This is a genomic window from Streptomyces sp. NPDC058401, from assembly GCF_042722885.1.
Classification (GTDB): Bacteria; Actinomycetota; Actinomycetes; order Streptomycetales; family Streptomycetaceae; genus Streptomyces.
This window is the reverse complement of the sequence record NZ_JBHXKA010000018.1, coordinates 77545-90376: the sequence shown is the minus strand read 5'-3', so window position 1 is coordinate 90376 and position 12832 is coordinate 77545. Positions and strand designations below refer to the sequence as shown.

Genomic DNA, 12832 nt, shown 5'->3' with positions numbered 1-12832 from the left:
GGGCGCGGGCCCTCGTACGTACGGCATGAGCCGGGGAGGTCAGTGGGCGGCGGCGCCTTGGGGGATCCCGAGGGCGGCGGAGTACTGCGCGACGGCCAGCTTGCCGAGCGCGGGGTACGCGCCGAGCACGTCGGCGGAGCTGCAGCCGGCCTCCTTGCAGGCGGTGTCGAGGAGCCCCTCGGCGGCCTCCGGGCCGACCAGGTACGGGGCCAGCGCGAGCTGCGTGGAACCCTCGCGGCGCAGCTGGTCGGCGATCGCGGCCACCGAACCCTCCTCGTCCAGCGCGGCGGCCATGACCGGCACCGCGAGGCGGGCGGCCAGCAGCATGCCGGTGATGCCGGCGGCCTGCACGGCCTCCTCGCCACCGGTGGTGGCGAGGACGATGCCGTCGGCGGCGGTGGTCACGCTGAAGAGCCTGGCCCGGTCGGCGCGGGCGAGCCCGGCCTCGGACAGCCGCACGTGCAGCCCCTCGGCGAGCAGAGGGTGCGGACCCAGCGGGTCGGCGAGCTCGGCGGCGGCCGAGGAGTCCATCAGGGCCTGGCGCATGCGGCGCAGCAGATCCCCGTCGGGGCCTGCCAGCAGGGGCACGACCACGGCGTCCGGGCCGGTCGGCGCGGGCACCTCCTGCCCGGCGGCGCGGGCGGACTCGGCGCGCGCGGCGCGGTCACGGGCGACGGTGGTCAGCACGCCCGACAGGGACGGGAACTCGGTGGCGTCGTCACCGTCGAGGAAACCGACCCGGGCGTCCAGGCCGGGCAGCTCGGAGCGGCCGATGCTGATGATCTCTTCCGCGAGCCCCCGCGAGGCGGCCGAGGGGGCACCGGGCACGGCGAGCACCAGCGCGGGCGCGCCCTCGGGCGCCACCGCGGGCTCGGGCCGGCGGTGCCGTCCGGTCTGGCGGGGTCGCGGCATTCGTACGGGCAGGCCATTTGCGGGCCCAGTGGGGGAGCTCATGGCGCCGCATGCTACTGGTTTATCGAAACCGGGTGTTCGGGCAGGGCCTTCTTCGGCGGCATCTGTCCGTATTTATCCGAGGAATGTCAGATACCGTTCAGCTCTCCGGTCACCCGGCCGGTGACGCGGCCGGTCACCCCGTGGCGGGAAGCCGCCAGTCCACGGGCTGCGCACCCTGGCCCACCAGCAGGTCATTGGTCCTGCTGAACGGCCTGGAGCCGAAGAACCCGTTGTCCGCGGACATCGGCGAGGGGTGCACCGACTCCACGGCCGGCAGATCGCCCAGCAGCGGCCGGAGGTTGCGCGCCTCACGCCCCCACAGCACCGACACCAGGGGCTTGCCGCGGGCCGCGAGCGCACGGATGGCCTGCTCGGTCACCGCCTCCCAGCCCTTGCCGCGGTGGGCGTTGGGCTTGCGCGGGGCGGTGGTGAGCGACCGGTTCAGCAGCAGGACGCCCTGCCGGGTCCACGGGGTCAGGTCCCCGTTCCGGGGCTTGCCCGTGCCGAGATCGGCGTGCAGCTCGCGGAAGATGTTGTCGAGGCTCGGGGGCCACGGGCTGACTTCGGGGGCCACGGAGAAGGAGAGGCCGATCGCGTGCCCCGGCGTCGGGTACGGATCCTGCCCGACGATCAGCACCTTCACCTCGTCGAAGGGCTGTTGGAACGCGCGCAGCACGTTCGCCCCCGCGGGCACGTAGGTCCTGCCCGCCGCGATCTCCGCGCGCAGGAAGTCGCCCATCGCGGCGATCTGCTCCGCCACCGGCTCCAGAGCCCGGGCCCAGCCCGGCTCGACGATCTCGTTCAACGGTCGTGCTGCCACGGTGGATCACTCTACTGGCCCAGTCCTGCTCCCGGTGCCCCCCCCGAGTGCGCACAGGGTCCGCGGCGCCCCCTCGGACGTCCGTTGTCGCTTCGATACCTGTTCGCAACTGGTTCGATTGCTCCAACTCCACCTCCCGGACGTCCCATGCAACACCGACGACGTTCGAGGGAGACCGCATGGAGCCCCACGAGGACCGCACGCCCGGCACACCCCGCACGCCCAGTACGGCCCGCACAGCCGGTACGCACCGCACGCCCGGTACGCCCGGCACGCCCGGCACCTCCGGCCCATCGCGCCGGGACCGTCCGGCCCGCCGGAGAACCCGCGGCAGACTGGCCGCCGCACTCCTCGCCGGCGGCCTCCTGCTGGCCGGCTGCGGAAGCGGCGGCTCGAACCGCAGCGCCGACGGGGAGTGGAAGGGGGGCGACTCCAGGCCGCGCCCGTCCGCCAGCCGCCCTGCTGCGGAGGCCACAGAAGGGGAGAGCGACGGGCGGCGCCCGACGGGACCGCCCGCCGACTACCTCTCCACCTTCGCGCTCGACGTCGACACCGCGAGCTACGGCTACGCCCGCCGCACCCTCGCGGACGGAAAGCTCCCCGACCCCGCCACCGTGCGCCCCGAGGAGTTCGTCAACAGCTTCCGGCAGGACTACCGGGAGCCCGACGGAGACGGCTTCTCCGTCACCGTGGACGGAGCCCGCACCAGCGAGGCGAACTGGTCGCTGGTCCGCGTCGGCCTCGCCACCCGGGTCGGCAACGGCGGCGCGGACGGCGCCGAGGCACGGCCGCCCGCGGCGCTCACCTTCGTCGTGGACGTCTCCGGATCCATGGCCGAGCCGGGCCGTCTCGACCTGGTCCGCAGCTCCATGGACCTGATGACCGACCAGCTCCGCGAAGACGACTCCGTGGCCGTCGTCACCTTCAGCGGCAAGGCCCGGACCGTGCTGCCGATGACCCGCCTCCAGGGCAACCGCGACCGGATCCACGAGGTGATCTCCGCACTGCGCACCGCCGATTCGACGAACGTGGAGGCCGGGGTCACCCGCGGCTACGAGGTCGCGGTCGCGTCGCTGCGGTCCGGGGCCACCAACCGGGTCGTCCTGCTCTCCGACGCCCTGGCCAACTCCGGGGCCACCTCCGCCGACACCATCCTGAACCGGATCGGCGAAGCCCGGACCAAGCACGGGATCACCCTGTTCGGCGTGGGCGTGGGCAGCGAGTACAACGACGCCTTCATGGAGCAGCTCGCCGACAAGGGCGACGGGCACACCACCTACGTCTCCGACAAGGAGGGCGCCCGCAAGGTGTTCTGCGAGGACCTCCCGGCGCAGGTGCAGCTGCGGGCCCGCGACGCGAAGGCGCAGGTCGCCTTCGATCCGCAGACCGTCGAACGGTTCCGGCTGATCGGCTACGACGACCGCCGCGTCGCCGACGACGACTTCAGGAACGACGCCGTGGACGGGGGAGAGGTCGGCTCCGGCCACTCCGTGACCGCCCTGTACGCGGTCCGGCTGCGCCCCGGCGCCACCGGCCACCTGGCGACGGCGACCGTGCGCTGGCTGGACCCGCGCACCCGGGCGCCGCACGAGGAGTCCGGCCGGATCGAGGCGGCGGCCCTCTCCTCCGAGGTGTGGACCGGCGCGTCCCCGCGCTTCCAGGTCACCGCCCTGGCCGCCTACTTCGCCTCCGCCCTGCGCGAGCGCGACGGCGGCTGGGAGCGGGTGCCGGGCGCCGTCCCGCTGGGCACCCTGGCCGGGCACGCGGACCGGCTGGCCGCAAGCACCGAGGATCCGGCCGTACGGGACCTGGCGCAGGCCGTGCAGCAGGCCCGCGGACTCACCGGCTGAGGGGCCGGACGCGGGCGACGCGGGTGACGGGAGTACGGGCCGCCGCGGCCTAGCCGTTCAGCACGGCGGCCCGTACGCACAGGACGTCGGGGAGGTGTTCGGCCAGCAGCTGCCAGCTGTCCCCGTCGTCGTGGCTGGCGTACAGCTCGCCGTTGCGGTTGCCGAAGTAGATCCCGGCCGGGTCCGCGTCGTCCGTGCAGAGCGCGTCGCGCAGCACCGTGCCGTAGTGGTCCCCGGCCGGGAGTCCCTTCGTCAGGGGCTCCCAGGTCGTGCCCGCGTCCTGTGTGCGGAAGACCCGGCAGCGGTGCTCCGCCGGGACGCGGTCGGAGTCGGCGTTGAGCGGGAAGACGTAGGCGGTGCCGGGCCGGTGCGGGTGGGCGGCCACCGCGAAGCCGAAGTCGGAGGGCAGGCCGGAGCCGATGTCCGTCCAGCGGGTCCCGGCGTCGTCGCTGCGGTAGACGCCCCAGTGGTTCTGCAGGTACAGCCGGCCGTTGTCGCCCGCGTCTTGGGCGATCTTGTGCACGCACTGGCCGAACTCGGGGTCCGGATCGGGCAGGAACACCGCCGAGACCCCGTGGTTGGACGGGGCCCAGCTCGCCCCGCCGTCCGTGGTCCGGAACACCCCGGCCGTGGAGACGGCCACCGTGACGAGGTCCGGGTCGCGCGGGTCGGTGATCACCGTGTGCAGGCCCTCGCCACCGCCGCCCGGGACCCACTTGTCACGGGTCGGGTGCTCCCACAGGGGGCGCACCAGCTCGAAGGACTCGCCCCGGTCGGCCGAGCGGAACAGGGCGGCCGGCTCGGTCCCCGCGTAGACCACGCCGGGGGCCTCGGGGCCGGCCGGATGGAGCTGCCAGACCCGCTCCAGGGAGGCTCCGGTGTCCTCGGGGAACTTCACGGCGGCCGCGGCGGGCTCGCGCCAGGTCGTGCCCAGGTCGTCGGAGCTGAAGACGGACGGCCCCCAGTGCGAGCTGTCCCCGGCGGCCAGCAGCCGCGGCGCGCCGCCGCGCCGGTCGATGGCGACGGCGGAGACCGCCTGGGCGTTGAAGTGCGGTTCGCCGAACTCCCAGGTGCCGCCGGAGTCCCGGCGGCCGATGAACAGTCCCTTGCGGGTCCCCGCGAGCAGTACCACGTCGGTCATGGCCGACACCTCCGGACGTCTTTGTCCTGCACGGCAGCTTTCCCGCCAGTCTGCACCCGGCCACTGACAGCGGCGGGCCGCCGCGCGCGGGCCCGCTCCGCGACCGCCCGGTCATACGAAGGGTCTCGTACTACGAGAGTTTTCGTAGTACGGTGAATCTCGTACTTAGCGACCGGTTCCCCGGTCCTCTTCCAGACGAGTCGCCTCCGGAGAGCCCTCATGAGTGCTGCCCCCGTATCCTTCGCCGCGCTGTTCCAGCCGTGGACCATCCGCTCGGTCACCGTCCCGAACCGGGTGTGGATGGCCGCGATGTGCCAGTACAGCGCCGAGCCCTCCGGCCCGGACACGGGCGCGGCCACCGACTGGCACTTCGCGCACTACGCGGCCCGCGCCACGGGCGGCACCGGCCTGATCGTCCAGGAGGCCACGGCCGTCTCCCCCGAGGGGCGGATCTCCCCGTACGACCTCGGCATCTGGAACGACACCCAGGTCGAGTCCCTGCGCCGGATCACCTCCTTCGTCACGAGCCAGGGCGCGGTCCCCGGCATCCAGCTCGCCCACGCCGGCCGCAAGGCCTCCACCGACCGCACCTGGAAGGGCGGGCGGCCCGTCGGGCCCGAGGCGCACGGCTGGCTGCCCAGCGCCCCGAGCCCCGTGCCGTTCTCCCCGGACCACCAGGTCCCGCACGAGCTGACGGCCGGTGAGATCCACGACGTGGTGGAGCAGTTCGCGGCCGCCGCCCGGCGCGCGCTCGCCGCCGGCTACCAGGTCGTCGAGATCCACGGCGCCCACGGATACCTGATCGGCGAGTTCCTCTCCCCGCACAGCAACAAGCGCACCGACGAGTACGGCGGCTCCTTCGAGAACCGCACCCGCCTCGCCCTCGAAGTCGTCGACGCCGTACGGGCGGTGTGGCCCGAGGAGCTGCCGCTGTTCTTCCGGATCTCCGCCACCGACTGGCTGGAGGAGGACGGCTGGACCGCGGACGAGACCGTCCGGCTCGCCGGACTGCTCGAACAGCACGGCGTGGACCTCCTCGACGTCTCCACCGGCGGCCTCGCCCCCGGGGTCACGATCCCCGTCGGCCCCGGCTACCAGGTGCCCTTCGCCGCCCGGGTCAAGGCCGAAACCACCCTCCCCGTCGCCGCCGTGGGTCTGATCACCGAGCCGGAGCAGGCCGAGAAGATCCTGGCCAACGGCGAGGCGGACGCCGTCCTGCTGGGCCGCGAGCTGCTGCGCGACCCGTTCTGGGCCCGCCGCGCGGCCGCCGAGCTCGGCGCGGAGATCCGTACGCCCGAGCAGTACCACCGCTCCTGGTGAACCGGTGCGGTGCGGGGACGGGGGTCCCGCACCGCACCCGCCGTTCGGCTCCGCTCCTACGACGGTTCTCGTACGATGGAGGCGGAGACCAGGCAGCACCCAGCGAGTGGAGTACGGACATGACGGAACGTGACGCGGCCCGTGTCCTCGCCCACCCCGAGGCCGCCGAGATCCGGCTCGAAGGGGTCCTGCACGCCCTCTCCGACCCGGTCCGGCTCTCCATCGTCCGCGATCTCGCGGCCACGGAAGCCGAGCTGGCCTGCTCGTACTTCGAGCTCCCGGTCACCAAGTCCACGACCACGCACCACTTCCGGGTCCTGCGCGAAAGCGGTGTGGTGCGCCAGTGCTACCGCGGCACGGCCAAGCTGAACGGGCTGCGCCGTGCCGAGCTGGCGGAGCTGTTCCCCGGACTCCTCGACGGAGTCCTCGCGGCGGCCGCCGCCGAGCAGGCGCGCGACGGGAGCTGAGGCGGGCGGTCCGACCCGGCCCCGGGGGTCACTCGGTGCCGCCGGCCGCCGCCAGCAGGCCCGCCCAGTCCGGGATCTTGACGGAGCGCCGGCCCAGGGACCGACCCAGTTCCGCCTCGGCCTGCTCGATGGCCAGCCACCCGGGCCACCGGACGGGGCGCAGCCCGGCCTCCCGCAGGGCCTCCAGCGGATCCCGCTCCCGGTCGCGCCGGGCCAGCGCCCCCGCGTCCTGGAGCAGGGAGGAGGCCGTCTCCTTCGCGCAGGGCCGGTTCGTGCCGATGACCCCGGTCGGGCCGCGCTTGATCCAGCCCGCCACGTACTCGCCGACGGAGGCCCGGCCCTCCCGCAGCACCCGGCCCGCCGCGTGCGGGACCGTACCGCGCCGCTCGTCGAAGGGCAGCCCGTCCAGTGGCACGCCCTGGTACCCCACCGAGCGCAGGACCAGCTGCGCCGGGACGTCCTCGTAGACCCCGGTGCCGTTGACCCCGCCCAGGCCGTCGGGGGCCGTCCGCTCGAACCGCATCCCGGTGACCCGGCCGTCCGGGCCGCCGAGCACCTCCACCGGCCGCAGGAAGAACCGCAGCGCGATCCGCCGGTCCCCGCCGCCCGCCGGAGCCGCCGCCCAGCCGCGCAGCACCTCCACGTTGCGCCGGTTCACCGCGGGCAGGGCCGCGCCCGGGTCCGCGTACGCCGGGTCGAGGGCCAGCTCCGCCGGGTCGGCCAGGGCGTCCACGCCCGGCAGCGTGCCCAGCTCGCGCAGCTCCTTGGTGGTGAACTTGCCCTGCGAGGGCCCGCGCCGGGCCACCATGTGCACCGCGCGCACCCCGCTGGCGCCGAGCGCCCCCAGGGCCGGCTGCGGCATGTCGGTGGGGGCCAGCTCCGGCACGTCCCGGGCCAGGATCCGCGTCACGTCGACCGCCACGTTCCCGGCGCCGACCACGATCGCGGAATCCACCGCGGGCAGCCCGAAGGCCTCGGCCGCGGCGTCCGGATGGCCGCTGTACCAGGACACGAAGGCCGTCGCGGAGTGCACCCCGGCGAGGTCCTCGCCGGGGATGCCGAGCAGCCGGTCCCGGGCGGCGCCGACGCAGTAGACCACCGCGTGGTACAGCTCCAGGAGCCGGGCGGTGGGCAGGGCGTCCCCGCCGACCTCGACGTTGCCGAGGAAGCGGATCCGCTCGTCCTCCAGCACGGTGCGCAGGCTGCCCTGCAGGGACTTGATCTTCTCGTGGTCGGGGGCCACCCCGTAGCGCACGAGCCCGTACGGGGCCGGCAGCCGGTCGAGGACGTCGACCCGGATCCCCGGCACCTCACGCTGCTGTACGAGTGTCTGCGCGGCGTAGACCCCGCTGGGGCCCGATCCGACGACGGCGATACGAAGCACGGCGGAGCTCCTCCCGCAGGTGTTCCCAGCATGACACCGGGTGCCGGGGCCGTCAGCCCATCGCGCGCATCCGGTGGATCTCGGCGCTCTGGGTGGCCGCCACCTCGTTGGCCATCTCCTCCACGGCCGCGTTGTTGCCGGCGGCGAGGACCTCGCCGGTCATCTTCAGGGCCCCCTCGTGGTGGGCGGTCATCAGGGTCAGGAAGAGCCGGTCGAAGTCCGGCCCCCGGGCCGCGGCCAGCTCCGCCAGCTGCTGTTCGGTGGCCATGCCGGGCATCGCCGCGTGGTCGTGGCCGCCCGGGGCGGCGCTGGGCGCCGGGTTGCGGGCCGCCCATCCCTGCATCGCGCCGATCTCGGGCTTCTGCGCGGCCGCGATCCGCTCGGCGAGCCGCTTGACCCCGTCGGCCGAGGCCCGGTCGGGGGCCAGCGCGCTCATGGTCAGGGCCTGCCCGTGGTGTTCGATCATGTCGCGTACGTACGCTCGGTCCGCCGCGTTGGGGGAGTCGTCGGGCAGCTCCTTCGCCGCCTGTTCGGGGGAGAGGGTACGGGCCTTCGCGCCGGGTTTGCCGGGGGCGATCACCGCCGGCTTGCCCTCTGCCGCGCCGTCGCCGTCGCTGCAGCCGGCGAGGGGGACCAGGAGCCCGAGGGCCAGGGCCGCTGCGACGATTCGCCCGAGTGACACTTTCGCCATGTCCATGCAAAGGACCATACTGCCGGGGTCCGCGTTCCGTTCCCACCACGGGCGGAACCGACCGGACCCATGGGAGGGCACAGTGACCCCGATGCACACCAGCAGAGCGCGGCGCACATCCCTGGGAGTGGCCGCAGCCGCGGCCGGACTCCTCACCTCGTTACTGGCGGCCGGACCCGCGGCCGCCACCCCCGATCCGGGGGACCTGCTCCCGGGCGCGGGTGCGCCGCAGAGTGCCGCCACCGCGGCCGGCGCGGGACGGGAGCTCGCACCCGGAGAGATACCCGGCCAGGACGAGATCGTCCACAGCCGCAACATCAAACCCCTGGCCAACATCCCCAGCACCGACCCGAATCAGATCAACTCCGACATGACGTTCCAGGGCAAGTACGCCTACGCGGGCAACTACAACGGCTTCGTCATCTATGACATCGGCAACCCGAAGGCTCCGAAGAAGGTCACCGAAGTGCTCTGCCCCGGCGGGCAGAACGACATCTCGGTCGACGGAGACCTGCTCTTCCTGTCCACCGACTCCTCGCGCAGCGACGACTCCTGCAACAGCGTCTCGCAGCCGGCCACGGAGAAGTCCTCGTGGGAGGGCATCAGGATCTTCGACATCAAGGACAAGAAGAACCCCAAGTACATCAAGTCCGTGGAGACCCCGTGCGGTTCCCACACCCACACGCTCGTGCCGGGTGGCCGCGAGGACTACCTCTACGTCTCCTCGTACAACCCGAGCGAGACGTTCCCCGACTGCCAGCCGCCCCACGACGGCATCTCGATCGTGAAGGTCCCCAAGAAGAAGCCGACGCAGGCCGCCGTCGTGGCCTTCCCGATCCTCTTCCCGGACGGCGGCAACCCGGGCGGGCCCGTCAACCCGGGCGTCTCCAAGACCACGGGCTGCCACGACATCACCGTGCTGCCCTCCAAGGACCTCGCCGCGGGTGCCTGCATGGGTGACGGCATCCTCTTCGACATCAGCAGGCCCGAGGCGCCGCGCGTCATCGACCGGGTGCAGGACAACGTGAACTTCTCGTTCTGGCACTCGGCCACCTTCAACGAGCGTGCGAACAAGGTGGTGTTCACCGACGAGCTGGGCGGCGGTGGCGGCGCCACCTGCAACGAGGCCACCGGCCCCAACCGGGGCGCCGACGGCATCTACGAGATCACCGGCCGCGGCGACCAGCGCAAGCTCGTCTTCAAGAGCTACTTCAAGATCCCGCGCGCGCAGTCCGACACGGAGAACTGCGTGGCCCACAACGGCTCGCTGATCCCGGTCGGCGGCGGCCGCGACATCATGGTGCAGGCCTGGTACCAGGGTGGCATCTCCGTCTGGGAGTTCACCGATTCCACCAGCCCGAAGGAGATCGCCTACTTCGAGCGGGGCCCGCTGACCACCGACAAGCTCGGCCTCGGCGGCTCCTGGTCCGCGTACTACTACAACGGGCACATCTACTCGAACGACATCGTCAAGGGCCTCGACGTCCTGCGGCTCGACGACTGGCGCACGGACAGCGCCAAGTGGGTGCGGCTGGACCGGCTCAACGTGCAGACCCAGCCCGACTACCGCTGACCCGCTAGAGCCGCAAGGCGCCAAGGCGCCAAGGCGCCAAAGCGCTAACGGGGCGAGGGAAACGTTCCGCCGGGCGGCCCGCCGTCCGGCGGAACACCCAACTCCCAGTCCAGCCCGTACCGCTGGAACAGCTCGGCCCGCAGCCGGGCGGCCGGCATCGGCGCCCCCGGCAGCAGCACCGCCACCACCGCACCCATCAGCAGCGCCCGCAGCAGCGGGTAGTCGGTGTCCGCCTCCGCAGATCCGTACCGTACGACCGTGTCCCGCAGCAGCTCCGCGAGCCGCTGCTGCTCGGCGCACTGGACGAAACCCTCCGCCTGCAGGATCCCCGCCATGTGGGTCCGCATCAGCCGGGGCTGGTCCATGGCCAGCCCGAGGATCGCGTCGATGGCCCGGGCCAGGCGCTCCCTGCCCGCATCGGGTCCCGCGGGCCGGGGCTCCCGCTCCAGGGCCGCCGCCAGCGTGAGGTGCATCAGCCGGTGCACGGCGGACTGCAGGAGCTGGCGCTTGCCCGGGAAGTAGTAGGACACCAGACCGCGGGCGGCTCCCGCCCGGTCGGCGATGTCGCCCAGGGTGGTGGCTTCGAAGCCGCGCTCCGCGACGAGCTCGACCGTGGCTTGCAGCAGTCGTTCCCGGGAACGCCTGCGCAATTCTTCATTGACCGATGCGCTGCGCGGGGACATGCTTGCTCCTGCGTTGACTGGCTCGCGGCCAGTATACTCAGCGCACCGGACCGTCTGCTCTGGGCGACACGGGGGATCGCCCAGAGCAGGCACCGTCCGAGACCGAAACCGCGACCGTGAGCGCCACGAGCACCGCGCCCAGCAGCCAGCCCGCCAGGACGTCCGAGAACCAGTGGACGCCCAGGTAGATCCGGGTGAAGCCGACCCCGAGCACCGAGACCGCGGCCAGTAACACGGCCGCCGCCAGGACGGGACGGGACCGCGCGAGCGGGCGCGGGAACGGCCGCCCGGCCGCGCGTGCGGGCCCGCGCGCGAGCAGCCACACGAGCAGGCCGCAGACCACCGTCGCCGTCAGCGCGTGCCCGGACGGATAGGACGCGTAGTCCGCCGAGTCGACCGGATCCGGCCATACCGGCCGCTCCCGACCCACCAGGAACTTCAGCCCCTGGCTGACCGCCCCGGCCGCGAGGACGGCCAGGGCGATCCGCAGCGCGCACCGGCCCCCGCCCCGCCACCACAGCCACAGACAGGCCGCGCCGGCCAGGGCCCGCATGGTCCACGGATCCCACACCCAGTCGGTGAGCACCCGCATCAGCCGGGTGACCCCGGGGTGGGAGACGGCGTAGGAGTGCAGCCCGCGCGCGATGCGGCCGTCGAAGGACAGGAGCGGACCCCAGCCGACGGCCACCAGGACCGTCAGTGCGATGGAGGCGAGCGACGCGGCGAACAGCGCGCACACCAGGGGGGTCCGCAACCGTACGTGCTCGCTCCGCATCCGCCGATCCTCGCACCCGCGGCCGCCGTAGCCCCGCAAGGGCGGCGGCCCCGCGATCCCCGGCGGGCGGCCCTCAGGCGGGCGGCGCTCAGGCGGGCGGCGCTCAGGCGGGCGGCGCTCAGGCGGGCGGCGCTCAGGCGGGCGGTCCTCAGGTCAGCGCGCCGAGCCCCGGTCCGAGGGCCACCAGCACCGGAACCGCCGGAGCCAGCAGCGCCAGGGCCGTCAGCCGCATCCGGCGCACCGCAGACAGCCGGGGCGCGGCCGCCAGCAGCCGCCGGACCCGTTCGGGGACGTGGGAGTGCGGCGCGGGGGACGGGCCGAAGACCCCGCGGTCCTCGTTCAGCCCGATCAGGGCCAGAGCGGTGGTCAGGCGCCCGTACCGCCGCGAGGCCACGTCGTCGGCCGCCAGCTCCACCAGCCGGTGCATCTGCGCCTCGAACGCGGCGAAGACCGGGATCTGCGGGAAGCCCCCGGACAGCGCCCGCGAGCAGTTCAGCAGCCAGTCGTGCCGGGCCGCCGCGTGCCCCTGCTCGTGGGCCAGCACGGCGTCCAGCTGACTCCCCTTGAGCCGGCCCAGCGCCGCCGTCGTGACCACCAGCTGCGGGACCGGACCGGGCAGCCACCAGCTGTCGGGCCGCCGCCCCTCCAGCACCACGAGCCGCGCCCCGGCGGCCTGCTCCCCGGGCAGCAGCGGGGCCCGCAGCAGCAGTTCGGCGCCCTGCGCGCGCCGCCGGGCGCGGGCCCGCAGGATCTCCCGGGCCAGCATCGCCCCGGTCCACAGCCCGCAGCCCGCCAGTGCGACGGCGGTGCCCGCGGCCCAGAGCCCGCCCGCCGCGTCCAGCGCGTAGGCGTCGACCACGCCGTGCGGCGCCGGGGCGAACAGCCGGCCCCGCACGGCCTGCCAGGCGGCGGCCGCGCTGAGCAGCATCGACAGGGCGAAGCACAGGAGCACGGCCCCGACCACGCACTGCCACACCCACAGGGCCACGACGGGTTCGCGCTCGGGCCATTGGGCCCGGGCCAGCAGGCGGGGTGCGAGCACCGCGGTCAGGGCGCCGAGCAGCAGGAGAACGGCGGGGACCATCATGGGCCCCAGCCTAGGAGCGTGCGACTACCTGCGGGTATGGTCCTGGCCAAGGGTGACGCAGGACACGTTTGCCCGCGCCGGTGGCGG

The 12832-nt window shown here is 73.8% G+C and carries 12 protein-coding genes; 4 read left to right on the top strand and 8 right to left on the bottom strand.

The window, feature by feature from the left end; translation table 11 throughout:
- Positions 1-39 precede the first annotated feature (39 nt).
- Both ACFWNV_RS09790 and ACFWNV_RS09785 read right to left on the bottom strand, forming a co-directional pair.
- Positions 40-954 (bottom strand): sirohydrochlorin chelatase, encoded by a 915-nt coding sequence (locus tag ACFWNV_RS09790; RefSeq protein ID WP_383943180.1) that lies wholly within the window; start codon positions 952-954, stop codon positions 40-42.
- A gap of 133 nt (positions 955-1087) precedes the next feature.
- Positions 1088-1774 (bottom strand): uracil-DNA glycosylase, encoded by a 687-nt coding sequence (locus ACFWNV_RS09785; protein ID WP_383943177.1) that lies wholly within the window; start codon positions 1772-1774, stop codon positions 1088-1090.
- Positions 1775-1953: 179 nt separating this feature from the next.
- On the opposite strand from ACFWNV_RS09785, the gene ACFWNV_RS09780 reads away from it, so the two are divergent.
- Positions 1954-3624 carry a von Willebrand factor type A domain-containing protein gene (locus ACFWNV_RS09780; RefSeq protein WP_383943175.1) on the top strand — a complete coding sequence of 557 codons (1671 nt, stop codon included), beginning with the start codon at positions 1954-1956 and terminating at the stop codon, positions 3622-3624.
- 49 nt (positions 3625-3673) lie between these two features.
- Here the strand turns inward: ACFWNV_RS09780 and ACFWNV_RS09775 are convergent, their stop codons facing one another.
- Positions 3674-4765, bottom strand: a complete 1092-nt coding sequence (locus tag ACFWNV_RS09775; protein WP_383943172.1) for a WD40/YVTN/BNR-like repeat-containing protein — start codon at positions 4763-4765, stop codon at positions 3674-3676.
- Between the two features lie 219 nt (positions 4766-4984).
- Between ACFWNV_RS09775 and ACFWNV_RS09770 the strand changes: the two genes are divergently transcribed.
- Together ACFWNV_RS09770 and ACFWNV_RS09765 are read left to right on the top strand one after the other, a co-directional pair.
- Complete coding sequence (locus ACFWNV_RS09770; RefSeq protein ID WP_383943169.1) at positions 4985-6085, top strand: NADH:flavin oxidoreductase/NADH oxidase; 1101 nt, start codon at positions 4985-4987, stop codon at positions 6083-6085.
- A gap of 119 nt (positions 6086-6204) precedes the next feature.
- Positions 6205-6552 carry an ArsR/SmtB family transcription factor gene (locus ACFWNV_RS09765; protein ID WP_383943167.1) on the top strand — a complete coding sequence of 116 codons (348 nt, stop codon included), beginning with the start codon at positions 6205-6207 and terminating at the stop codon, positions 6550-6552.
- Between the two features lie 28 nt (positions 6553-6580).
- Here the strand turns inward: ACFWNV_RS09765 and ACFWNV_RS09760 are convergent, their stop codons facing one another.
- Positions 6581-7936 (bottom strand): FAD-dependent oxidoreductase, encoded by a 1356-nt coding sequence (locus ACFWNV_RS09760; protein WP_383943164.1) that lies wholly within the window; start codon positions 7934-7936, stop codon positions 6581-6583.
- A 52-nt stretch (positions 7937-7988) separates the two neighbouring features.
- A complete protein-coding gene (locus ACFWNV_RS09755; protein WP_383943161.1) occupies positions 7989-8633 on the bottom strand; it encodes a DUF305 domain-containing protein in 645 nt (214 codons plus the stop codon).
- A gap of 85 nt (positions 8634-8718) precedes the next feature.
- Between ACFWNV_RS09755 and ACFWNV_RS09750 the strand changes: the two genes are divergently transcribed.
- Entirely contained in the window at positions 8719-10200 is a 1482-nt protein-coding gene (locus tag ACFWNV_RS09750) for an LVIVD repeat-containing protein (protein WP_383943158.1), read from the top strand.
- Between the two features lie 44 nt (positions 10201-10244).
- Here ACFWNV_RS09750 and ACFWNV_RS09745 read toward each other — a convergent pair whose 3' ends face one another.
- The 3 genes from ACFWNV_RS09745 to ACFWNV_RS09735 all read right to left on the bottom strand — a co-directional run bounded on the left by ACFWNV_RS09745 (position 10245) and on the right by ACFWNV_RS09735 (position 12745).
- Positions 10245-10883, bottom strand: coding sequence for a TetR/AcrR family transcriptional regulator (locus tag ACFWNV_RS09745; protein ID WP_383943155.1), 639 nt, complete (start codon positions 10881-10883; stop codon positions 10245-10247).
- Between the two features lie 37 nt (positions 10884-10920).
- Entirely contained in the window at positions 10921-11658 is a 738-nt protein-coding gene (locus ACFWNV_RS09740) for a phosphatase PAP2 family protein (RefSeq protein ID WP_383943152.1), read from the bottom strand.
- Between the two features lie 148 nt (positions 11659-11806).
- Entirely contained in the window at positions 11807-12745 is a 939-nt protein-coding gene (locus ACFWNV_RS09735; RefSeq protein ID WP_383943149.1) for a M56 family metallopeptidase, read from the bottom strand.
- Positions 12746-12832 lie beyond the last annotated feature (87 nt).